We start from the raw sequence: 21,980 nt of genomic DNA on the forward strand, positions 1-21,980 counted from the left end.
TTCAAGCCTTGAAGGTGAGATCGGTGAAGGAGGCGAAGGCGCCGAAAGGCGTTACATTGGCGCCGGCAAGATCGGCCGAGAGAATGCGCACGAATTCCAGTTCTAGCAACGAAATGGACGGCAATTCGCTCTCGACCAGCTTCTGGAGTTCGTGAATGAGCGAACGGCGCCGTTCGACATCGCCCTCGATCAGGCTGGCTTCGATGAGCTTGTCGGCTTCCGCCGAGACATAACCGGAATTATTGCCTCCGCTTGCGGTCTGCCTGGCCTTCGACCAGTAGCGGCGATAGACGCCAATCTGCGGATCGGCGAAAGATGCGCCGAAAGTCGACAGCGTGTCGAAATCGCGCTCCCGGGCAATCTTGGTGATCCACGTTCCGACGTCGAAATTGCGAAGCTGCAGGTCGATGCCGACGCGCTTTAATTGCTGCTGGATCAGCTGGGCCGTGCGAACGTAATCCTCGCCATAGGGGATCGGCAGATTGTCGACCCGCAGCCGGATTCCCTGCGCGTCCTTCCTGAGACCGGATTCCTCGAGTAGCGCCTCGGCCTTCTCGACGCTGTAGGGATAACGCTCGGTATCCGGCGTATAGAAATTGGGCTGATAGCTCGGCACCGGTCCCGTCGCCGGCTTGGCGAAGCCGAAGAAGCCGTTATTGGCGAGAACTTTCCGGTCGATCGCATAAGCAAAGGCCTTGCGGACGCGGATGTCGCGGAACACTTCGCGTTCGAGGTTGAAGTCGAAATAATAGATCGGCGCGTTGGCTTCCCACCCGCGTGACTCGGCAATCAGCTTGCCCGGCTTGGAGCGGATACGTCGCGCTTCCACCAGCGGAATGGCAGGCAGCGGCGCATATTGCACCTCTCCGGTTTCCAATGCGATCCCGCGCGCACCGGCATCCGGAATGATCCGAAACGTAATCTCGTCGAGCAGCGGCTTGCCCTTGTCCCAGTAATCGGGATTGCGGGTCAGGCGAATATGGCTGCCGCGCACCCATTCCTGGAAGATGAAAGCGCCCGTCCCTATCGGCTTGTTGTTCCAGGGATTGGTATTCGGATCGGTGCCTTCATAGAGATGATGCGGCAGGATCTGTGTCTTGGCACCGTCGAGCACGGCCCACAGCGCCTGTGACGGGTGATCGAATTTCAGGACGACGGTGAGATCATCAGGCGTTTCGACCGCGGTCAGGTGGGCATAGGTCGCCGCCGCGACCGGACTGCTTTTCTTGGTCAGTTCGACCGAGAATTTCACATCCGCCGCAGTGAACGGCTTGCCGTCGTGCCACTTGACGCCGGCCCGCAGCTTGAATGTGATCGTTTTGGCGTCTTCCGATTGGGTCCAGGATTCGGCGAGCTGCGGGACAGGCTTGAAATCGTTGTCGTAGGTAACGAGCCCATCGTTCACATTCAGCGTCACGACAAGAGATGGATTATTGGCGAGCAGGTAGATGCCCGACGGTTCCGGAACCAGGCTGACGACAAGATGCTTGCTGCCGCTCCCTTGCGCGAAAGATGTTTCGGTCAGGCCGGGCAACAGAGAAGCACCCGCGAGAGCGCCAGCCAATTGAAGAAATTCGCGGCGTTGCGGATTGCGGATCGGCATAGCGAGATCTTCCATGGCCAAGAAGCGGGAGAGGAAATCTCTCCATTCGCCCGGCTGCTGCTGAGCAGCAGCGGCGTTCGTCGTTCAACAATAATGACGACGAAACGGGGACGACGGCAATCTCACAGAATTTCTTTGTTCGCCGATTTGAAACGGCGCTCTTCTCGCAGACCGCGGATAAATAGAATGAATGACTGATCGGGCTTGTTGGCGAGACGATCGGTTGAAAGTGATTCAACAAAAGCGGTCTGACAATCTCTCGCCGATGTCAGCCGTTCCGCTTCGATTCCTCGAATGCTTGATTCAAGGAGTGATGCCGATCACCCCTATGATTGCGATGCCTTCACCAGCGGACGATGCTCGTTGGCGATGGTTTCGCCGAAAGGACCGGTGTTGACGCGCAGCGGCGCGGCGCTATCCGGTTTCTCCAGCGACAGCAGCGGAAATACCAGTTCCGCAAACCGATAGGCTTCCTCGAGATGCGGATAGCCGGACATGATGAACGTATCGATGCCGACATCCTGATATTCCTTGATGCGCGCCGCGACGGTCTGGGGATCGCCGACCAATGCCGTCCCCGCCCCGCCGCGCACCAGGCCCACGCCGGCCCACAGGTTCGGGCTGATCTCAAGCTTGTCGCGACGTCCGGCATGCAATTGCAACATCCGCTGCTGGCCGACCGAATCCATTCGCGAAAATATCTTTTGCGCCGACGCCACGGTTTCGTCCGTGACATATTGAATAAGCTCATCCGCGGCCTTCCAGGCCTGCTCATTGGTTTCACGCACGATCACGTGCAGACGAATGCCGAAGCTGAGCTTGCGTCCGCGTGCTGCAGCGGCCGCCTTGACGCGGTTGACCTTCTCGGCGACCTGCGCCGGCGGTTCGCCCCATGTCAGATACTTGTCCACGGTATCGACGGCGACATCGACACCGGCATCGGACGAGCCTCCGAAATAAAGCGGCGGACGCGGCGATTGGATCGGGTTGAACAGCAAGCGTCCATCCTCGATGTGGATGTGCTTGCCTTCGACATTGACGGTCTTGCCCGCCAGGAGATCGCTATAGACGTTAAGAAACTCGCGCGTGAGCACATAACGCTCGTCGTGCTCGAGAAACACGCCGTCACCCTTGTTCTCGACGGGGTCGCCACCGGTCACGACATTGATCAACAGCCGTCCGTTGGTCAGGCGGTCGAGCGTCGCGGTCATCCGCGCGGCGACACTGGGCGATTGCAGGCCGGGCCGCACCGCCACGAGATAACGCAAGCGTTCCGTCCATGGCGCCACTGCCGAAGCCACCACCCAGGAATCTTCGCAGCTACGCCCGGTCGGCAACAACACGCCGAAATAGCCGAGTTGATCGGCGGCCTGCGCGATCTGGCGCAGATAATTGAAATTGACGTCACGTCCGCCGGTCGTGGTGCCGAGATAGCGTCCATCGCCATGGGTCGGCAGGAACCACAATACGTTGGCTTTGGAAGATTGGGTTTTGGCGGACTGATCGTTACTCATGAGCCGGGCTTTCTCGCTAATTCAGACACGCTGATGGCCTTGGGAATGAGGCCGAGCGTGAAGAACGTGTCGGCCAGCTTCTGCTGCGCGGCGATAAGCTCCGAATCTATCGGCTTGATGCCGTAGGACTGCCGCTTCAGCGCAACTTCTAGCACCGGTACCGGTATCCGTACAGACGGACTGAGCTGTTCCGCGACAGCGTGAATGTCGGTCTTTGCCCACTCGTCGACTTCGCGCAGTTCAGCCAAAATCGCATCGAGCGCCTTGGTGTCGGAGTCCAGGAATTTCTGCGACGAAAAATAAAACTGATAGTTGGGGACGATATCCGTGCCATCGGCGAGCGTCCGGGCTTGCGTCGCGGCTTCGGCTGCCGCCTGGAACGGATCCCAGATAACCCATGCATCGATGGAGCCGCTTTCGAACGCGGCACGGGCGTCGGCCGGCGCCAGGAACACTGGCGTGATATCGGAATATTTGACACCGGCTTTTTCAAGCGCCTTCACGAGCAAATAGTGGACATTGGAGCCCTTGTTCAAGGCTACTTTCTTTCCTTTGAGGTCGGCGACCGACTTCAGCGGACTGTCCTTGGGAACCAAAATCGCTTCGCCCTTGGGCGCCGGCGGCTCATACGCGACATAGCGGATCGGAGCTCCCGCGGCCTGCGCGAAGATCGGCGGCGCCTCGCCAGTGTTGCCGAAATCGACCGCCCCGACATTAACCGCCTCGAGCAGCGGCGGTCCCGACGGAAATTCGATCCACGTCACGTTGTAGCCGAGCGCTTTGAGCTTCGGCTCCAGGCTGCCCTTGCTTTTGAGCAGCACCAGCTTGCCATATTTCTGGAAGCCGATGCGGACAACCTTGTCCTGGCCGTAGCTGGCGCCAACGCCGGCCAGCGCCGTACTCATCGACAATACAGCCACCGCGATCAATCGTTTAACCCAATGCATAATTCTAATCCTCTTTGATTGAGATCGCCGGCATCTGATCAGCTCTGCACGGGCTTCCAGAGTGCATCCTTGATCGAGACCGGTCGCGGAATCAGTCCGATTTTGAAGAAACGATCAGCAACGCCCTGCTGGGTCGCGACGATGTCACTGGTGATCGGGCCGATGGCAAAGGACGCGCGATTGGCCGCGACGGTCTGGATGTCCAAGGGAACGCCGGTAACGGCGCTCAGCGACTTGGCCACCTCGTCACGATGCGCCTCCGCCCACAGCGCAGTTGCGGACGTCACATCGATAATTTGCTGCAGCACCGCCCCATGATTTCTCGCGAAGGCACTGTTGGCGATAAAGAATGCATTGTTCTTGATAATGTCCGATGCATTGATGAGGATACGGCCATTCTGCCTGACCTCCCCGATCGCAAAATAGGGATCCCAGACTGCCCAGGCATCGATACTGCCATTGCCGAAGGCCGGCCCTGCATCCGGCGGCGTCAAATAGACCGGCGTAATATCGGCGTAGGTGAGACCGGTTTTTTCGAGGGCTTGCATCACCACACTGTGGGCACTGGAACCTCTGGTGAAACCGACGCGCCTGCCCTTCAAGTCAGCGATACTTCGGATCGGTGAATTCTGTGGAACGAGAATGCCCTGGCCATTGGTGACCGGCTGGCCCGCGGCATAGACGATGGCCGCGCCCGCGGATTGAGCGAAGATCGGCGGCGCATCACCGACCGCACCATAATCGACGCTACCAACATTCATCGCCTCCAGCATCGGCGGCCCGGACGAGAACTCAACCCATTTTACGGCAATGCCCCTTGGCGCAAAATGCGCTTCCAGTGCAGCTTGTTGCCGCGTGATCACGAGCACGCCGTTCTTCTGATAGCCGATGCGGATTTCCTTCAGTTCCGCCTGCGCGAACGCACATTGCATCGGCGTAGCCACAGCCGCCGCCCCAAAGGACAGTTTCAGAACTTCCCGACGATTCATCACGATCTCCAGACCGGAACGGCGCAAAGCAGCGATCATCCCGGCGTGGGAATGATGGAGTTGCCCAAAACAAGTGTCGAGTGCCCCGCAAAAATAGCAACGAACGCACTGCCCGGGTGTTCGCCGCAACGGGTTTATTGTCCCGTTGCGATCTGGCGGGGGCTATTTTTGCCTGAGGGCTTCGATGGCACGTCGCTTCTTTCGTCATAGTTCAGGCCGGTTCCGCCCCTTCCGTCATTGCGAGGAGCGCAGCGACGAAGCAATCCATTCTTTCTCTATGTCGCGGGATGGATTGCTTCGCTGCGCTCGCAATGACGGTGCTCTCTCAACGTCGTCCCGGCGAAGGCCGGGACCCATAACCACAGGACGTTGTCTTGCGCAGAAGTCGTCGAACAGCATCCCTTCAATGATAGGCCACGGCGTATGGGTCCCGGCCTTCGCCGGAACGACGATGTGAGATGTGGCGGCACACCTTCGCATTCTCGCGGCGCAATGCGCCCGAAGTTTTGCTGGAAATTGTCGCCCCCTCCAAACAGAGGGCGCAGGGAAAGCCGGGTGTCCGATGCACCCGCAGCCGCGCGTGTAGTGGTGGTAGCACGCGCGTTAGTCACCACGAGTTCACCGGCAACATCCGGCTTTCCCCGCGCAATGGTTTTAACGGCTTATTTCGTGCTCTCCCCGGTGACCGGGCTCTCTTGCCACCGTCGCCCCTGAGAAGCTTGCTTCTCAAGAACTTGACACCAGCGTCGGGGTGTCAGGACCACACGACTTCGCCGTCCGCTTCAGTACCGTTCGCCCGCACACTTTCGTGTACCGACACCGTCGCGTCCACCGCATCCCGCACCCGACGTCCGTGACGACCGCGAAGCGCCCCTCTTGTGAGCGCGGGATGGCGCGGGTTTTACAAATGTTTTGATCGGCGTGAGAAACGAATTATTTTTTCGAAGAGGACTGGACGACCCAAATCAACTTGAATTCGTTCGGCAAATTAAGTTTTGCGTGAAACTGAATTTCACGCCTGCGCGCCGCACGCGCGAAGCAATTGCTGCGCGTGATTTGCTCGTCGGGCAAATCAGCGGGTTTGTGCGGTGCGCCATAAATTTGCCGGCAACCTGCTTGACTGTCATTCCATTGAAAAAAATCGGCCTCACTTTGATGAGGATATATCAAGCATTTTAGAGATCCATCGGAATACAGCTCAGATTTATTGCGGGGAAAATTGTGTTGGAAGCCCGGCTGCTCGATCTGATTTACAGCACCGTTGCCGATCCGCTGCGATGGAAGGATGTGCTGGTCGGTGTTTCCGACCATATCGGCGCATTGGGAGGGATGCTCGCCTACGTCCCACCGCCATCGGCGAGGAGACCACCAACCCAGATACTCGGCCGGCTGCCAGAAGAGCCGTCGCTCATTTTTCGGGAGCGACATGCCTGGAACCCCTGGACGGTCGCCATTTCCCGATATCAAACCGGCAAAGCAGTAAGTGCCAATTCCTTGCTGGAGCCAGGTTCAATTCGGAAAACCGAGTTTTACGCCGATGTGCTCGCGCCCTGGGGACACGCCGACATCATCGACATCAACCACAAGGCATTATCCGTCGACGGAGCTGCAGGCGGCTTCGGCTTCTGCCTGTCGGACCGTAGCGCCGGACGCACTGAAGAACATGTGCGCCGGTTGGATCCGCTGACGCCGCATCTTTGTCGGGCGTTGGAAGCATCCTTGCTGGTGGGAAGCCATGCCGATGGCAAGCGGCAAATATCGGTGATTCTCGACTTGATGCCGAATGCTGCGCTGATGCTCGACGGGCGCGGCTGCATCACCCAGGCAAACCGGGCGGCCGAAACCCTGCTGCGACAATCGGATGGAATTGCCTTCAATTCCACCGGCGGTTTGGAGATCGTCTCCACGCTTTCCGGAGAGCGGCAGGCGCTGTCGCGCGCCCTGAAAAGCGTGCTCGATGTCGCGGCAGGCGCGGACGCAACGATTTCCGAGCCCGTCCGCATCAGCCGCGCTTCAGGTGCCGCCCCCTTGCTGTTGATCGCGGTGCCACTGCCACGGCCATCCTTCCCCTTCTGGGAATTGGTCGCGCCCTCACGAGCCCTGGTTGTCATTGTCGATCCCGCCGCGAAGTCGCGCGCCACTTCCTCGGCGGTCCAGGCCGCCTACGGCCTTACGGCAGCCGAAGCCCGCGTAGCACTGCTGCTTGCAAGCGGCGTAACCGGAGCGCAAATGCCGGGATTGCTCGGCGTCACCGCCGCGACGGTCAAAACGCAATTGAGGTGCTGTTTCGAAAAAACCGGCACACACTCGCAAGCCGAATTGTCGCGCCTCTTCACCATGTTCCCGCCGACTGGCAGGCCAGACCACCACTGACGAGATCAAGAGACGTTCAAGGCTCGGTACTTCAAGACGTTGCAGCTCAATCCCGCCACGTCGCCCGTTCGGGTGATGACGCCGTCAAGTCAGTGCAACATCCTGTCGACCGTTGGACTCGCAGATGTGCGAGACAGAACAATTTAAAATTGTATTTTCCAGACGCTTTGACGGATACGCCATGCGCTATGGCCGGCATCGCCTTGACGACGACGATTTTGCCGAGGTCTGGCGTAGCGCGCAGGCGCGCCGTTCCCAAGATATCTATTGCTGGTTCACTACCATTTTTCAAAATCCATCGCGGATCAGGTCGGCTATTGCGAGCGTTGGAGTTTTCCTGCGCACTTTCTTGGCCATCGCGAACCTTCTTTCACCCTGACTGCCGCCCCTGCTCACCGTGTTGGCGCGGTTGCCCAGCAGTTCGCAGTTCGTAGGATGGGTTGAACACTTGCGAAACCCATCACGCTGCCAGCACAGGTGCTGATGATGGGTATCGCTGCGCTCCACCCATCCTACGCGCCCCCCTGAGGCGCCCTGGCCTCGAACGAACCGCATCACCCGCACGGGTGATGACCAACAGCCCGACTGCGTCCTACCGTAGGATCGCAAGCGATTGACTGGCGCGCGCGAACATTCGGTCGATCGCAATGGACATGACGGAGGTCTGCCGTGCGGTGGGTGGATTTGGCCGGCTATATTGCGTCTTCTCTGGTGTTCTTGACGTTTTATATGCGGGACATGATCCCGCTCCGGCTGGTTGCCTTGTGCAGCAACGTGGCGTTTCTAGTTTATGCCTGCACGTTGCATCTGCTTCCGATCGTGATCCTCCATGGCGCGCTGATCCCGGTCAATCTCTGCCGGCTGATGGCGGCCCGTCGCGCCGATGGCGTCAAACCTCCGGTGCCCATGCTCGGTGTCGTCCCTCGCAACCGGCGGGCGTGAATGCGGCGGATAACGCATAGCAAACGGCCTTCCCGCGGAGAATGCGACGATGACCAAACTCAGGACCGATCTTTCCGATCTGCCTGCCCATTCCGCTGACATGATCGGCAATGACCGGGTGATCCATCGCAAATGGGCCTATGGATGGCTCATCGCCTATTCGGTCTTGATCGGTGCGACGGTAATTTTCAGCGTTGCGACGCGGCCGGAGCGACATCAGCCGGGTGATCGGCATGGAGCCAACCGTGAGGTCAACCGCATCGCAACCGGCGATCCGCATCACCGGACATTATCGGTAGCTCCATAATCCCTGCGAGAGCCGACAACTCGCGGCGCGGCGCTGATATTGCGCGTTGACGCGGAAAGCCGCCTGAAGCCGCCCTCACCCCTCGCCCGAAATCCCTCACACCACCCGCGCGATCGCCGCGACGGGTCCGCCGCCGGGCGGTCCCTGATGCTCGGCTCCGCCGGAAACGTAGACAGCCCCCGTCCCTGCCAGGCCGCTGATCAAACCGCCGACGGCGGCGCGGGCGTGCCGGGTCGCGCTGATATCGGTGTCTTCCAGCATGATATGGCGCAATCCGCGAACCATGCCGTTTGGCGAAGCTTCCGCCTTGGCGAAGATATTGACCAGTTGGCGGCCTGCCTTTTGTTCGGAGCCGTCTTCCGGGTGCAGCCCCACACTCTTCAACGCTTCGATGACAGCGGCGTAATCGATGGCGTCGCGCATCACGGCGTGACCGATCTCGAACGGAGACGCCGATGACGCCGAATTGCCGAGGACAATGACGACATTGTGCATCAGTTCGATGCCGGCCGACGTCGACGCGACGGACGAAAACAGTTCGTAATTGCGAAGCACCTGCTCCTCGCCGACCTCAGCATCGATCTCGCCCAGCGCCACCGCGACTCCCAACGCCGAGGCGCCGCGCGAATAGGCCATTGAACCGTAAGCGCTGGTGGTCACCGTCTTGTTGCCGCGCGCGGACGCCGCCTCGACGCGATCGCTGGTAAGCAGCGGACACTTGATCTGCACGAAATGAACGTCTTGCGGATCGGCGATACCGGCATCCGCCATCGCAGCTTTGACCGCCTTCGCCGTTTCCTCGATTTGCGCGTGGCGCCCGAGCTCCTCGGGCAGGAAATCCCGGGTCTGCGCCATCCCGATGCTGAGGCGTTTCCCGGAAATGCCCGGAGATGGCTGATCTGATTTTTGACGCGTGAAGACGGTAAGATGCGGACTAAGCACGCCTTCGGTGCCCCCCGACATCACGAACGCGATCCGCTCTTCGACACGAGGCGCGGGCAGATCGACATAAGGTGCCAGCGCCGCGCATAATGCCGCAACGGCATATTCCCGAGTGAAATCGTTGACGCCGCCATTGCCCTCGGTTTTCCCGAGGATCGCCAGGATCGACTTCGGTTCGATCTTGCCAGCCTCGATCAATTTGAGAAGGCCCGAAACGTCGCCGGGTCCGCTGGTGATAATACGAACGACGTCCACCGATATGGTGCGCATGCTGTTATCCTCGCAGCACAACGGGAGATGACATGCTCCCGCGAAACTACGCCTCTTGATGATCGCGGAAAACGCCAATGACCTGATAGCCACGGCAGGTGAGATTCCTATCTTCGATCGGCAGAAAAGATATGGCAAGCCACAACGATGCGCGATTTCCGCAAGCCTTCTTTTGCGCCAACCAATGCCATCGAAGGCGGCATGTCGCGCGCATGGCGCCAATCCCGGAGATTGCGGAATAAAACCGTCATCCCGGTGTGGACCGGGGCTCTGCACGGGCAGGGCCCCTCTTCGAAACAAATGCCGCAAACTTCATCAAACAATCGGGATTTGGTTATTTTTTGGCACATCTGTTGCATCCTCTTTCCTGATTTTCCTTCCTGATTTTTGAAAGCCACGGCGGAAGAACGCTTCCCGCCATGGATCTGTCAGGCAAATGCGGGCGATAGTGGATGGCGACCAAGGCGGCGGCACTGGAACTGGTCCAACTGACGAAGATGTTCGGCAGTGTCACCGCCGTCGATGCGATCAACCTGAAGATTCCGGCCGGCTCTTATTGCTGCCTGCTCGGACCGTCCGGTTGCGGCAAGACATCCACGCTGCGAATGATCGCCGGCCATGAATATGCAACGTCGGGCGACATCATCGTCGGACCCAAAAACGTAACCGACCTGCCGCCTGCCGAGCGCAGCACGGCGATGATGTTCCAGTCCTATGCGCTGTTTCCACATCTATCCGTGATCGACAATGTCGCCTTCGCCCTGAAGATGAAGGGCGTTGCCAAGGCAGAGCGCCACGCCGAAGCCCGAAAACTGCTCGAACTTGTCGACATGCAGGCCTATGCCGCAAGATTGCCGGCGCAACTTTCGGGCGGCCAGCAGCAGCGCGTGGCGCTGGCACGCGCACTCATCACATCTCCCCAGATTCTGCTTCTGGATGAGCCACTTTCGGCGCTCGATCCGTTTTTGCGCCTGCGCATGCGAACCGAGTTGAAAAAACTGCAGCGCGAGCTTGGCATCTCCTTCATTCACGTCACCCACGGCCAGGACGAAGCCATGGCGTTGGCGGACATCGTGGTGCTGATGAATGGCGGACGGATCGAACAACAAGGCTCGCCGCGCGACATTTTCAATCATCCACGGACCGAGTTCACCGCCAAATTCATCGGCGGCCATAATGTCATTGCCGTGGGCGACGACACCTTCGCCGTTCGCAATGATCGCCTCATCCTGAAAGCTCCGGCCAAGGTCGCCACGGTCACCGACGGCCCTTCGATCCCGGGCATCGTCAACGAGGTCGAATACCAGGGCACTTACGTCCGCGTCGCGATCACTGTCGAAGGCAGCCCCGATATCTCCGCGCAACTTTCGGAAAGCGAGTTCGATACCGCAAATTATGCAGTCGGCGACCACGTCCTTGTCAGTTGGGATCCGGCCCAGGCCAGCCTGCTGAAGACCACCAGTTCTGCAACCCTCACGCCGTCAAAAACCGCGGCATGACATTTAGGAGAGCGACATGAGCACGGTTTCGAAAAAAGGCGGTATCAACCGCCGTAATTTGCTGAAAGCCAGCGCTGGAGCGGTTGGCTTCGCTGCGGGCGCAGGCGCCATCACCGGGTTTCCCTATGTCCATTCGGCCGAGCCGAAGGTGCTGCGCTATCTCGGAACCGCCGTGAATGAGGGCGACGAAATCGCCAAGAAGTGCATGGAAGATACCGGCATCAAAATCGAATACATCACGGCAACCACTGACGATGTGACCAAGCGCGTGATCACGCAGCCGAACTCGTTCGACGTGCTCGATACCGAATATTTCTCGCTGAAAAAGCTGGTCCCCTCCGGCAATATTTTCGCGCTCGATACCAAGAAGATCAAGGAATTCGACAACATCACGCCGGTCTTCACCAAGGGCCAGTTGGCGAACGGCAAGAAAATCGGCGCGCAGGGCACCGCTCCCTGGAAGGTGCTTTATCTGGAGGGCGCAAACTCCAAGAAATTCTCGGCCACACCCACCGAGTTCGTGACGCTGATCCCGACCGTGTACAATGCCGATACGCTCGGCATCCGGCCCGACATCATCAAGCGCCCGATCGCATCGTGGAGCGAACTGCTCAACCCCGAATTCAAGGGCAAGGCGGCGATCCTGAATATTCCATCGATCGGCATCATGGATGCGGCGATGGTCGTCGAAGCCACCGGCCAGCATAAATACGAAGACAAGGGCAACATGACCAAGGCCGAGATCGATCTCACCATGAAGATCATGACCGAAGCCAAGAAAGCCGGTCAGTTCCGCGCGTTCTGGAAGGACTTCAACGAATCCGTCAACCTGATGGCCTCGGGCGAAACGATTATCCAGTCGATGTGGTCCCCTGCCGTCACCAAAGTGCGATCGATGGGCATCGCCTGCACCTTCCAGCCGCTCAAGGAAGGCTATCGCTCCTGGGCTTCCGGATTCTGCGTCTCGAAGGCGGTTTCAGGACCGAAGCTCGACCTCGCCTATGAATTCGTCAACTGGTTCCTCTCGGGCTGGGCCGGCGCCTATCTCAATCGCCAAGGCTATTACTCCGCCGTTCTTTCCACCGCCAAGGCCAACATGACCGCCGACGAATGGGGTTACTGGATGGAGGGCAAGGCGGCTGTCGGCGACATCAAGGCGCCCGACGGTACCGTCCTCGAAAAGGCCGGCGCGACGCGCGACGGCGGCTCCTTTGACGAGCGCATGGGTGCCGTGGCCTGCTGGAACGCCGTGATGGACGAGAACGATTACATGGTCCGCAAATGGAATGAATTCATCGCGGCCTGACGCCATCCTTCGGACTTGCCGCACATCGCGTGCGGCAAGTCCTTTTCTGTGACGCAAGATCGACCTCTCCATGACGCAAGACCGCAAATCCTTCATTGGCTGGCTGCAGGCCGGGCCAATGATGTTGATCTTCGCGCTGTTCTTCCTTTTGCCGCTCGTCTTTGTGACCATCGTAAGCGCGTGGGATTACAACGAATATGAGATGATCCCCGCGTTCAGCCTGCGCGGCTATACCGATACGTTCGAAGGATGCATCGCCGATCTGCCGGAGCTGTGCACCATCCTGAAGACCTATCTCAAAACCGTGAAATTGTGCCTGCTGACGTGGAGCCTGACGCTCTTCATCGGATTCACGGTCGCCTACTTCCTCGCCTTCCATGTCCGGTCCAAGACCTGGCAGATCGTGCTTACTCTATTGTGCACCATCCCGTTCTGGACCTCGAATGTGATCCGCATGATAGCCTGGATTCCTCTTCTGGGCCGCAACGGTCTGGTGAACAAGGGCCTGCAGGGCATGGGGCTGATTCATCAGCCGCTGGAATGGCTGCTGTTCTCCGAATTCTCCGTGGTACTGGCCCTCGTCCACCTCTTCACCTTCTTCATGGTGGTGCCGATTTTCAACTCGATGATCCGCATCGACAAGCGCTTGATCGAAGCTGCCTACGATGCCGGCGCCACGGGATGGCAGACGCTGGTGAACATCATCATCCCCCTAGCCAAACCGGGCATCGTCATCGGCTCGATCTTCGTGATCACGATCGTGATGGGCGATTTCGTCACCATCGGCGTGATGGGCGGCCAGCAGATTCCCTCGGCGGGCAAGATCATCGAGGCGCGCCTCAATGCGTTGCAGTTTCCGGCCGCCGCCGCCAATGCGGTGATCCTGCTCGGCATCACCATCCTGATCATTTCCTCGCTGACCCGGATCGTCGATATCCGCAGGGAATTGTGAGATGGGCGACAGGAGATCAAAATCCTTCTATTTCCTCGGGGCGTTTTTCATCGCCTATGTGCTGTTTCTCTACGGGCCGATGTTTGCGATCTACATTCTGTCGTTTCAGGGACCTGACGGCGGCCTGACGTTTCCGATGAACGGCGTTTCGCTGGTGTGGTTCGGCAAGGTGTTCTCTGGCGGCGGCATCGTCGATATCGGCGCCGCCTTTAAACGGTCGCTCAAGCTTGGTCTCGTCGTCATGATCCTGACGGTGCTGATTTCGGTTTCGGCCGGGATGGCGTTCCGCAAGGCTTTTCGCGGATCGACGATCCTGTTTTATGTCGCGATCGCGAGCCTGATCATGCCGTCGATCATCACCTCGCTGGGTATCGCGCTGGAATTCCGGCTGCTGGACGATTTCATCGTCAAGCACAGCGAAGGCTGGACCACCGCGATGGGGCTTTTCACGTCGGGCCTCGGCGCGCATCTGACCTGGACATTGCCATTTGGACTGCTGATCATGTTTGCGATCTTCAACCGGTTCGATGGCCGGCTGGAGGAAGCGGCGCGCGATCTCGGCGCGACACCGTGGCAGACCTTCCGGCATGTCGTGCTGCCGATCATCCTGCCATCGGTCGTCGGCATAGGCCTGTTCGGCTTCACTCTGTCGTGGGACGAGCTGGCGCGCTCCAGCCAGGCGATCGGCTCGGTCAATACGTTGCCGCTGGAATTGCAGGGGCTGACGACGACGGTGACAAAACCGGACATTTACGCGCTGGGATCGATCACCAGCGCGGTGTCGTTTCTCGTCATCTTCCTTGCGTTGATCGTTATTCTCGTGCTGCAGGCCCGGCAGCGACGCCACGGATCGGACGCCGGCCAGGGAATGGTGTAAGACTTGGGGCCATGCGCATCCTTGTCGTCAATCCCAACACCACGGCCGCGATGACCGAGAAGATCGGTCGCGCCGCGCGTGCCGTCGCTGCTTCCGGGACTGAGATCATCGCCGTCAATCCGCCGGACGGGCCCGTTTCGATCGAGGGCTATTATGACGAGGCATTTTCGGTGCCGGGACTGCTGGCCGAAATCGCCAAGGGCGAAGCGTCAGGGGTTTCCGCCCACATCATTGCCTGCTTCGATGACACCGGGCTTGAAGCCGCGCGCAGCCTGGCGTCCGCGCCAGTCATCGGAATCGGCGAGGCTGCGTTTCATCTAGCGTCAATGCTCGGTCATCGCTTTGCGGTTGTCACGACGCTGTCGCGTTCCATTGCCGCGATCGAAACCAATCTTCTGAAGTACGGACTGGCATCGCGCTGCGCAAAAGTCCGGGCATGTGAAGTACCGGTGCTTGCGCTCGACGATCCCGCCTCCAACGCTTCGGCGCAGATCAGCGCGGAAATCGAACGCGCCAAGCGCGAGGACAATGCCGAGGTGATCGTGCTCGGATGTGCAGGGATGGCCGACCTTGCCGCGCGGCTGTCGGAGCAGCACAGCCTGCCCGTGATCGATGGCGTCGCGAGCGCGGTTAAACTGGCCGAAGCCCTGGGCGCGCTGGGTCTCAAGACCTCCAAGATCAGGGCATATGCAGCACCGCTGCCGAAAACCTATTTGGGATCCCAGGCGCCGTTTGAGCCGCGTTGATGCGGCAGGCCGGGACCTGATCCCTGCACGCAGGTCAATCGAGCGTCAGTCCTGCTGCTTGAGCCCTGCCGAATCGACCGCCTTGGCCCACAGCGGCAAATCACGACCGATCCTTGCCGCGAAATCGGCGCTTGAGCCGACATCGGGTTCAACCCCAAGCGTCTCGAACTGTTTTGTCACAGCCGGCTCCCGAAGATGATCGGTCAGCGAAGCCGTCACCCGCTTGGCGATTTCCTCAGGCAAACCCGCCGGCCCGACCAGGCCGTTCCAGGTCGTGGTCTCGAAATTCCCGATGCCGCTTTCAGCCACCGTCGGGGTGTCCGGCAGTTGCGCGACGCGGGCTTTGCTGGTGACGGCCACGATCCTGATATTCGGGTTAGTCGACTGCGCCAAAGCTTCGGACAGATTCGCGAACATCATCGAGACGCGGCCGCCAATCACGTCGTTCAGCGCCGGCCCGTTGCCTTGATAAGGGATGTGAGCAGCCTCGGCACCGATGGCCTTGAAGAACATCGCGCCCGACAGATGGCTGATGCTGCCCACACCCGCGGACGCATAAGTGAGTTTGCCGCCATTCGCGCGCGCATAGGCGATAATCTCCGGGAGAGTCTGCGCGGGAATCGAACGGCTCACCACCAGTACAAATGGATTGGTTGCGATATTCTTGATCGGTGTGAAATCCTTGACCGGATCGAAGTCCAGCTTCTGCAGCGCCGGCAAGACCACCAGTTGCGGCGCGGCTGCGATCATCAGCGTGTATCCGTCCGGCTCGGCGCGGGCGACCATGCGCGCGGCGATGGCTCCGTTTGCACCGGTACGATTGGTGACGATAAAGGCCTGCCCGAAGGTTTTCTGCAGATGTTCGGCGGCGATGCGCGCAATCACGTCGGTGTTACCGCCGGCGGCGAACGGAACGACGATTGTGACCGTGTGCGTCGGCCATTCGGCAGCGTAAGCACAGCCAGCCGAGAGAAAACTCACCGCGAGCGCCGTACTGAATATTGTTTTTATCATCCCGCAGCGAATGCGGGATCGGTGCACGGCATTCCTTGACATATTATCAGACAATATGAACAACTGCCGTTAAGTCAATTCACTTCAGACCCTTTGAAACCCTTTGCGATCACCTGGTGACCGAATGGATGAGTTCGACGTCGCGGTGATCGGAGCCGGACCTGTTGGCGTCATTTGCGCGCTCGCATTGGCGAGGCTTGGTCACTCCGTCCTGCTCGTCGAGGCGGAACCGTCCGTCAATCGCAGTCCTCGCGCGGCGACGACCCATCCTGCGACGCTCGAAATGCTCGCCGAACTCGATCTCGTGACTGACGTCATCGAGTCCGGCGTGGTCGCGCGATACTTCCAGTTCTGGGATCGCCCTAGTGGCCGGATGATCGCGCAATTCGATCACCATATCCTGTCAAAGGACACGCCCTACCCTTTCGTCGTGCAATGCGAACAGCACAAGATCGCCAATTTCGGACTGGCGCGCCTGCGGACCATGCCCAATGCCAGTGTCGCGATGCAAACGCGTGCGTCAGACTTTTCCGATGACGGCGAACGCGTCAGCCTCGCGCTTGCGTCGCACGACGGGACGGAACGTCGCGTCACGGCGTCGTATCTGGTGGGCTGCGATGGCGGCCGAAGTTTCGTCCGCAAAGGCTTAGGGATTGAGTTTGAGGGCTTCACGCATCCCGAGCGGTTTATCGTGCTGACGACCCCGTTCGATTTCGAAGCCGACAAAGGATTTTGCTATCGCAACTATTTTTCTGATCCCGATGAATGGGCCAATCTGTTCAAGGTTGCCGGCGACGACCTGCGTGGTTTGTGGCGGGTGGTATTTCCGACAAGAGTCAACGAGACCGACGAGCAGGCATTGTCCGACTCCGCGGTCCAGCATCGCCTGCAGAAATTCTTTCCGCTTGGCCGCCCCTATGAGGTGACCCACCGGAACATTTACAACGTGCATCAGCGTGTGGCCGCGTCGTTTCGCAGGGGTCGTGTGATGCTCGCCGGCGACGCCGCGCATGTGAACAATCCCATCGGCGGGCTCGGCATGAATTTCGGCATTCATGATGCTGTCAGTCTTGCCGCGTCAATCGACGCGGTGCTGAAAGGCGGAACTGAAGCCGGCCTCGACGCCTATGACCGTGTGCGGCGCCCGCTCAACGTCGAATTCGTGCAAAGCCAGACTATTCAGAACAAGAAGCGCCTCGAGGAAAAAGATCCTGCGGTGCGGGAGAAGAACTTCGCCGATCTCGCTGCGACCGCGGCCGATCCCGTTCGGCACCGCGCATTTTTAATGCGCACCTCGTTGCTGGAGAGTGTTCGCACCAGCCCCGGCCAAACGTCTCGGTGATGAGGCATCCCATAATTGTCGCGGCGGTTCCATCCCCGCGTGAAAGCGAGCGATCGCATGGAACTTGAAAGTAGTTGCTTTTGACCCGCTATATGTCAGGTCTCGTGCACAAAGCGAAATAGCCGCCGCTTCTTGGCCTGTTCTAATTTTCGCATTAGCGATTGGTTCCAACCTATTGTTAATATTTTGTTCTCGCGCCGTTATGTCGGGAAGCGTACACTATCGTGCGTCACAGCCCGGTATATGGCTTCCATCTGTGATGAGAACGCCCGGTCGCGCTCCCGCCTTCCTCTTACGGAAAAGGAGCGCGCCATGTTTAACCGGCGGCGTTTCAGACAATCAGTACCTCTCCGAGATCGACTGATTTCGTTTGCCAATGAGGTTCGGATGAAGGCCGATCTCTTGCCACCCGGCCGTGAGCGGGACGACCTGTTGAAGAAGGAACGACAGGCCGACACAGCCTCTCACTTGAACGATTGGGCCGACTCGCCGGGATTGCAGCCACCCAAGTTTAAGGGTTGAGCGATCATGGGCCCGGTACGAGCAACCCGCGAGACCATGCTCCTCGCCGCCTCGGTCGCCTGGTGCACCGTGCTGGCTTGCAGCCTGCTTTATGTGGTCTTGATCGCAGCGCTGTGAGCGCCGCCTCGGTTGGCGATCTTTTTTAGATCTGCACCAGTTCATTTTGAACTGCCGACTTTGATGGCGCTGCGCGATTGATACTGCCGCAAGATAACACACAAGATCGACACCACCGGAGCGGTTGCAAAAAAAAACGGCCCCAGCGCAGAGCCCCAGAGCCGTTGATGATGGCAGGCGCGCGATTACTTGGTCATGCCGCCCTTGTTCATGGAATCGTTCTTCATGCCATCCTTTGACATCGAGCCGTCGGTCATGCCGTCCTTCTTCATGTTCTCACCGGTGGTGCCCTTGTTCATCGTGCCCTTTTCCATGGCACCGCCCTTATCCATGGAACCGTTGGTCATGCCAGGCTTATTCATGTTGTCTTGTTGACCGGTGGGTCCTGTACCCTGCGCAAATGCCGAGCCGCACATGAGGGTCAAGGCGGCGGTCGCAATAAGAATTTTCTTCATCAGTAACTCCGTCGGGTTAAATTCACCCGCGATAAGTCGGCCTGACGGCAGGCGTTCCTGTTTTCCTTCATCTATATGTTTTGCGGGAATTGAAACTAATCGCCTGTGCGCTCGTGAGTGGCACAACGCGGAAGGTTCTGATCTGCCATTGCGCGTCTCGCCGATCAGGATGGGCGCGGCCCGCTTGGGCAAGCCCTTTCCGGCTTTCAGCCCAATAAATCACCACCCTGCCCATTATCTCAGCCAAAAAACCTACGATTCGTAGGAAATTTCGGCAGACTGGCGGGCGCGCGTTGTTTGAGAGCCGCGCCTTTGAGCTTACAGTCGCCCCATCAGCAGGATGGGCAGATGAGTGTATGGAAGTCGCCGTGCGACATTTCGATGTGTGAAAGTCGACAGCGGCGATCCCTCTCATTTTTGATTTCAGCCAGGCGGATTACGGCATGAAGCCGGATGTCCGCTTGCAGCTTGATGCGCGTTCGGCGCACCAGGCGAGTGTCCCCTGCGCGGTGCGCGTCCGCGGCATCAGGAAAATCTTCGACGAACTCGAAGCCATCCGCGACGTTAGCCTCGATGTCGCCAACGGCGAATTCATCAGCCTGTTGGGACCGAGCGGTTGCGGAAAAAGCACTCTGCTGATGATGATCGCCGGCCTGGAGTTTCCGACCTCCGGCGAGGTGACGCTGGCCGACACGCCGGTTACCGGCCCGCGGCGCGACGTCGGCGTCGTTTTCCAGAATCCGGTTCTGCTGCCCTGGCGTTCGGTCCTCGACAACGTCCTGTTCCCGATCGAATTGCTGCGGCTGCCGGTCGAGGAATATCGCGCCAGGGCCATGGAACTTCTCAGGATGGTCAAGCTGCAGGAATTCGCCGGCGCTTTGCCGCGCCAGCTCTCCGGCGGCATGCGGCAGCGTGCATCGATCTGCCGTGCGCTGATTCACGATCCGGCGATCCTGTTGATGGATGAGCCGTTCAGCGCGCTTGACGCCATCACCCGGGATGACATGGCCGTGGAGTTGCTGCGCATCTGGCAGGCAACCCGCAAGACCGTGATCTTTGTGACCCACAGCATCCGCGAGGCTGCGTTTCTTTCCGACCGTGTCCTGACCATGGGCCGGCGGCCGGCGACAATCGTCGACGAAATCCATATCGACCTTCCGCGGCCGCGCAATATCGCCATGACCGAAGAAGACAGCTTTAACCGATACGTCCGGCATTTGCGCAAATCGATCGAGGCAAGCCATGAAGGATAAGCAGCCTTCCTTCCTCGATGCCGCGCGCTGGCCGATAGCGTTTATCGTGCTCTTGCTGTTGGCGTGGGAAGGCGCCGTGCGTTATCTGGGCATCCGAAGCATCGTGCTGCCGCCGCCGTCGGAAATTGCGGTCGTGATGGCAACGCGTTACGATCTGCTGCTGACCCATCTGTGGCCGTCGCTCTATCTGACCATCGCGGGCTTTGCGCTGTCGGTCGTCGGCGGCATTCTCGTGGCGGTCCTGATCACCTATTCCGATATCATGCGCCGGGGCCTCTACCCTGTGATCGTAGTCTCCCAGATCATTCCGAAAATCTCGATCGCGCCGCTGTTTATCGTGTGGTTCGGGACCGGCACCGTATCGAGCCTGCTGCTGGCCTTCCTGATCGGCTTCTTTCCGATGACCATCAACTCGGCGATGGGCTTTCAGTCGATCGACGAGGAGATTCACAAGATGGCGCGGACCTTCATGGCGTCGCGCTGGCAGGTATTCTGGAAAATCCGCCTGCCCACTGCGCTGCCGCATATTTTCAGCGGTATGAAGATTTCCGTCACGCTGGCCATCATCGGGGTGATCGTTTCGGAATTCGTCGCCTCCCAGGAAGGCATCGGTTACCTGATCAAACTGGCCGGCGGCCTGCTCGATACGCCGCTGATGATGGCCGCGATCGCGGTGCTGAGCCTCAGCGGCCTCGTGCTGTACTGGATCATCGAACTGGCGGAACGCCGCGCGATCTATTGGCAATCGACGGCGGGAAGTTTGGCGGAAACCGGCGGCTGAATTATGCTATTAAATGCATACGCATGCACACGAAGCGCCGCCTGCTTTGGTTATCGAAGACACGGATTTCATTCCAGATCGGAGAAAACACAATGACAATGACGCGACGCACTCTCCTCAAAACCGCCGGGATCATCGGCGGCGCGGGTTCACTCGGCATCGCCATGCCAGGCATCGGGCGGGCAGCCACGCCGATCAAGATCACGCTGCCCTGGCTGCCGCTCGGCACCTACAGCTACGTTTTCGTCGCCAAGGAGCTGGGACTTTTCGCGAAGAACGGCCTCGACGTCACCATCGACCGGGGTTTCGGATCGGGAAAGGTCTGCGTCCCGGTCGACCAGGGCCAGTATGATTTCGGCCTCACCGATCTCAGCGTAATGATGACCTGCGTCGGACGCGGTCTCGACCTCGTTGGTATTGCGGGCATCTGGCCGCGTTCGCCGATCGGCATTTTCTCGCTGAAGGAAAACAACATCACCAAGCCCAAAGACCTCGAAGGCCAGACCGTCGCTTTCGACGTCGGCAGCGGCGACTTCCAGCTTTGGCCGGCCTTCGTCAAGGCGACCGGTATCGACGATTCAAAAGTGAAGAAGGTCACGATGGACGGCGCGGCGCTGATCAAATCGCTGGTCGAAAAACAGGTGAAGGCGGAAGGCAACTTCTTCGGCAGCATCGCGCCAAGCGTATGGGCCCAGGGCCAGGAGCTGAACACCATTTTCTACGAAGATTACGGCGTGAAGAACTTCAGCATCGCGGTCGCCTGCAAGCGCGCCACGATCGAAAAGCGGCCGGAAGTTTGCCAGGGATTTGTCGACGCCCTGCTTGAAGGACTCAAATATGTTTACCTGAATCCCGAGAAATCGGTGGAACTGCACATGAAGAGCGTCAAGGAGCTTCAGGGCGGCAGCACGCTGAATCAGAAAGTGGTCGAATACGGCCAGGCCGTTGGCACCGCTCTGGGTGTGGTCGACTCCGTCAAACAGAACGGGCTTGGCTACATGGACCCGGCGCTGGTCGCGACCACCGCCAATACGGTGAAGACCTACATGGATGTCAAAAACGCGCCCGAACTCGACAAACTGTTCACCAACCAGTTTGTCGGGCGGGTGAAACTGACCGAGGCCGAGTGGCAGCCTGTCGAAGCAAGGTCCGAGAAGTATATTCCTCGCAAGAGCTGAACAACCTTATCAAAGGGGAGCCGGCCGCTACCGGCTTCCCAAGCAGGACTT

At 59.2% G+C, this 21,980-nt stretch carries 20 protein-coding genes; 13 read left to right on the plus strand and 7 right to left on the minus strand.

Going from position 1 to position 21,980, the window contains the following annotated elements; genetic code table 11:
• Position 1: 1 nt before the first annotated feature.
• The 4 genes from HB676_RS10380 to HB676_RS10395 form a co-directional block, all read right to left on the minus strand.
• Entirely contained in the window at positions 2-1,618 is a 1,617-nt protein-coding gene (locus tag HB676_RS10380; protein ID WP_213737694.1) for an ABC transporter substrate-binding protein, read from the minus strand.
• Between the two features lie 311 nt (positions 1,619-1,929).
• Positions 1,930-3,117, minus strand: a complete 1,188-nt coding sequence (gene ssuD, locus HB676_RS10385) for an FMNH2-dependent alkanesulfonate monooxygenase (protein ID WP_213737695.1) — start codon at positions 3,115-3,117, stop codon at positions 1,930-1,932.
• Positions 3,114-4,022, minus strand: coding sequence for a sulfonate ABC transporter substrate-binding protein (locus HB676_RS10390; protein WP_249780184.1), 909 nt, complete (start codon positions 4,020-4,022; stop codon positions 3,114-3,116). The genes ssuD and HB676_RS10390 overlap by 4 nt, the downstream gene beginning before the upstream one ends.
• A gap of 80 nt (positions 4,023-4,102) precedes the next feature.
• The gene (locus tag HB676_RS10395) at positions 4,103-5,053 is read right to left on the minus strand and encodes a sulfonate ABC transporter substrate-binding protein (protein ID WP_213737697.1); all 951 of its coding nucleotides are present in this window, start codon (positions 5,051-5,053) and stop codon (positions 4,103-4,105) included.
• Positions 5,054-6,277: 1,224 nt separating this feature from the next.
• On the opposite strand from HB676_RS10395, the gene HB676_RS10400 reads away from it, so the two are divergent.
• The 4 genes from HB676_RS10400 (at position 6,278) to HB676_RS10415 (ending at position 8,675) form a co-directional block, all read left to right on the plus strand.
• A complete protein-coding gene (locus tag HB676_RS10400; protein WP_213737698.1) occupies positions 6,278-7,426 on the plus strand; it encodes a hypothetical protein in 1,149 nt (382 codons plus the stop codon).
• Positions 7,427-7,550: 124 nt separating this feature from the next.
• On the plus strand, positions 7,551-7,805 hold the full coding sequence (locus tag HB676_RS10405; RefSeq protein WP_213737699.1) for a hypothetical protein: 255 nt from the start codon (positions 7,551-7,553) through the stop codon (positions 7,803-7,805).
• A gap of 290 nt (positions 7,806-8,095) precedes the next feature.
• The gene (locus HB676_RS10410) at positions 8,096-8,368 is read left to right on the plus strand and encodes a hypothetical protein (RefSeq protein WP_213737700.1); all 273 of its coding nucleotides are present in this window, start codon (positions 8,096-8,098) and stop codon (positions 8,366-8,368) included.
• 49 nt (positions 8,369-8,417) lie between these two features.
• Complete coding sequence (locus HB676_RS10415) at positions 8,418-8,675, plus strand: hypothetical protein (protein ID WP_213737701.1); 258 nt, start codon at positions 8,418-8,420, stop codon at positions 8,673-8,675.
• Positions 8,676-8,771: 96 nt separating this feature from the next.
• On the opposite strand, the gene HB676_RS10420 is transcribed toward HB676_RS10415, so the two are convergent.
• Positions 8,772-9,887, minus strand: coding sequence for a ring-opening amidohydrolase (locus HB676_RS10420; protein ID WP_213737702.1), 1,116 nt, complete (start codon positions 9,885-9,887; stop codon positions 8,772-8,774).
• A 452-nt stretch (positions 9,888-10,339) separates the two neighbouring features.
• Here HB676_RS10420 and HB676_RS10425 point away from each other — a divergent pair, with 452 nt between their 5' ends.
• The 5 genes from HB676_RS10425 to HB676_RS10445 all read left to right on the plus strand — a co-directional run bounded on the left by HB676_RS10425 (position 10,340) and on the right by HB676_RS10445 (position 15,267).
• Positions 10,340-11,386, plus strand: a complete 1,047-nt coding sequence (locus HB676_RS10425; RefSeq protein WP_213737703.1) for an ABC transporter ATP-binding protein — start codon at positions 10,340-10,342, stop codon at positions 11,384-11,386.
• A 16-nt stretch (positions 11,387-11,402) separates the two neighbouring features.
• Positions 11,403-12,692: an extracellular solute-binding protein gene (locus tag HB676_RS10430; RefSeq protein WP_213737704.1), complete on the plus strand. Its 1,290-nt coding sequence runs from the start codon at positions 11,403-11,405 to the stop codon at positions 12,690-12,692.
• A 70-nt stretch (positions 12,693-12,762) separates the two neighbouring features.
• Positions 12,763-13,644 (plus strand): ABC transporter permease, encoded by an 882-nt coding sequence (locus HB676_RS10435; RefSeq protein WP_249780161.1) that lies wholly within the window; start codon positions 12,763-12,765, stop codon positions 13,642-13,644.
• A 1-nt stretch (position 13,645) separates the two neighbouring features.
• On the plus strand, positions 13,646-14,521 hold the full coding sequence (locus HB676_RS10440) for an ABC transporter permease (RefSeq protein ID WP_213737705.1): 876 nt from the start codon (positions 13,646-13,648) through the stop codon (positions 14,519-14,521).
• Positions 14,522-14,532: 11 nt separating this feature from the next.
• Positions 14,533-15,267: an aspartate/glutamate racemase family protein gene (locus HB676_RS10445; protein ID WP_213737706.1), complete on the plus strand. Its 735-nt coding sequence runs from the start codon at positions 14,533-14,535 to the stop codon at positions 15,265-15,267.
• Positions 15,268-15,312: 45 nt separating this feature from the next.
• Here the strand turns inward: HB676_RS10445 and HB676_RS10450 are convergent, their stop codons facing one another.
• Positions 15,313-16,248 (minus strand): tripartite tricarboxylate transporter substrate binding protein, encoded by a 936-nt coding sequence (locus HB676_RS10450; protein WP_213737707.1) that lies wholly within the window; start codon positions 16,246-16,248, stop codon positions 15,313-15,315.
• A 157-nt stretch (positions 16,249-16,405) separates the two neighbouring features.
• Between HB676_RS10450 and HB676_RS10455 the strand changes: the two genes are divergently transcribed.
• Positions 16,406-17,623: an NAD(P)/FAD-dependent oxidoreductase gene (locus HB676_RS10455; RefSeq protein WP_213737708.1), complete on the plus strand. Its 1,218-nt coding sequence runs from the start codon at positions 16,406-16,408 to the stop codon at positions 17,621-17,623.
• 824 nt (positions 17,624-18,447) lie between these two features.
• Here HB676_RS10455 and HB676_RS10460 read toward each other — a convergent pair.
• Positions 18,448-18,717, minus strand: a complete 270-nt coding sequence (locus HB676_RS10460; protein WP_213737709.1) for a pentapeptide MXKDX repeat protein — start codon at positions 18,715-18,717, stop codon at positions 18,448-18,450.
• Between the two features lie 443 nt (positions 18,718-19,160).
• On the opposite strand from HB676_RS10460, the gene HB676_RS10465 reads away from it, so the two are divergent.
• From HB676_RS10465 to HB676_RS10475, 3 genes are all read left to right on the plus strand, one after another.
• Complete coding sequence (locus HB676_RS10465; RefSeq protein WP_213737710.1) at positions 19,161-19,970, plus strand: ABC transporter ATP-binding protein; 810 nt, start codon at positions 19,161-19,163, stop codon at positions 19,968-19,970.
• Complete coding sequence (locus tag HB676_RS10470; RefSeq protein ID WP_213737711.1) at positions 19,960-20,751, plus strand: ABC transporter permease; 792 nt, start codon at positions 19,960-19,962, stop codon at positions 20,749-20,751. The genes HB676_RS10465 and HB676_RS10470 overlap by 11 nt, the downstream gene beginning before the upstream one ends.
• A gap of 92 nt (positions 20,752-20,843) precedes the next feature.
• The gene (locus HB676_RS10475) at positions 20,844-21,929 is read left to right on the plus strand and encodes an ABC transporter substrate-binding protein (RefSeq protein WP_213737712.1); all 1,086 of its coding nucleotides are present in this window, start codon (positions 20,844-20,846) and stop codon (positions 21,927-21,929) included.
• Positions 21,930-21,980 lie beyond the last annotated feature (51 nt).

The sequence above is a fragment of the Bradyrhizobium sp. dw_411 genome (genome assembly GCF_018449695.1).
Lineage (GTDB): Bacteria > Pseudomonadota > Alphaproteobacteria > Rhizobiales > Xanthobacteraceae > Bradyrhizobium.

What these genes read in the sequence shown, in the direction of transcription:
- HB676_RS10380 (WP_213737694.1), bottom strand. Translation starts at nt 1,618, where the DNA reads ATGGAAGATCTCGCTATGCCGATCCGCAATCCGCAACGCCGCGAATTT.
- ssuD (WP_213737695.1), bottom strand. Translation starts at nt 3,117, where the DNA reads ATGAGTAACGATCAGTCCGCCAAAACCCAATCTTCCAAAGCCAACGTA.
- HB676_RS10390 (WP_249780184.1), bottom strand. Translation starts at nt 4,022, where the DNA reads ATGAGTACGGCGCTGGCCGGCGTTGGCGCCAGCTACGGCCAGGACAAG.
- HB676_RS10395 (WP_213737697.1), bottom strand. Translation starts at nt 5,053, where the DNA reads ATGAATCGTCGGGAAGTTCTGAAACTGTCCTTTGGGGCGGCGGCTGTG.
- HB676_RS10405 (WP_213737699.1), top strand. Translation starts at nt 7,551, where the DNA reads ATGTGCGAGACAGAACAATTTAAAATTGTATTTTCCAGACGCTTTGAC.
- HB676_RS10415 (WP_213737701.1), top strand. Translation starts at nt 8,418, where the DNA reads ATGACCAAACTCAGGACCGATCTTTCCGATCTGCCTGCCCATTCCGCT.
- HB676_RS10420 (WP_213737702.1), bottom strand. Translation starts at nt 9,887, where the DNA reads ATGCGCACCATATCGGTGGACGTCGTTCGTATTATCACCAGCGGACCC.
- HB676_RS10425 (WP_213737703.1), top strand. Translation starts at nt 10,340, where the DNA reads ATGGCGACCAAGGCGGCGGCACTGGAACTGGTCCAACTGACGAAGATG.
- HB676_RS10430 (WP_213737704.1), top strand. Translation starts at nt 11,403, where the DNA reads ATGAGCACGGTTTCGAAAAAAGGCGGTATCAACCGCCGTAATTTGCTG.
- HB676_RS10435 (WP_249780161.1), top strand. Translation starts at nt 12,763, where the DNA reads ATGACGCAAGACCGCAAATCCTTCATTGGCTGGCTGCAGGCCGGGCCA.
- HB676_RS10440 (WP_213737705.1), top strand. Translation starts at nt 13,646, where the DNA reads ATGGGCGACAGGAGATCAAAATCCTTCTATTTCCTCGGGGCGTTTTTC.
- HB676_RS10445 (WP_213737706.1), top strand. Translation starts at nt 14,533, where the DNA reads ATGCGCATCCTTGTCGTCAATCCCAACACCACGGCCGCGATGACCGAG.
- HB676_RS10455 (WP_213737708.1), top strand. Translation starts at nt 16,406, where the DNA reads ATGGATGAGTTCGACGTCGCGGTGATCGGAGCCGGACCTGTTGGCGTC.
- HB676_RS10460 (WP_213737709.1), bottom strand. Translation starts at nt 18,717, where the DNA reads ATGAAGAAAATTCTTATTGCGACCGCCGCCTTGACCCTCATGTGCGGC.
- HB676_RS10465 (WP_213737710.1), top strand. Translation starts at nt 19,161, where the DNA reads ATGAAGCCGGATGTCCGCTTGCAGCTTGATGCGCGTTCGGCGCACCAG.
- HB676_RS10470 (WP_213737711.1), top strand. Translation starts at nt 19,960, where the DNA reads ATGAAGGATAAGCAGCCTTCCTTCCTCGATGCCGCGCGCTGGCCGATA.
- HB676_RS10475 (WP_213737712.1), top strand. Translation starts at nt 20,844, where the DNA reads ATGACAATGACGCGACGCACTCTCCTCAAAACCGCCGGGATCATCGGC.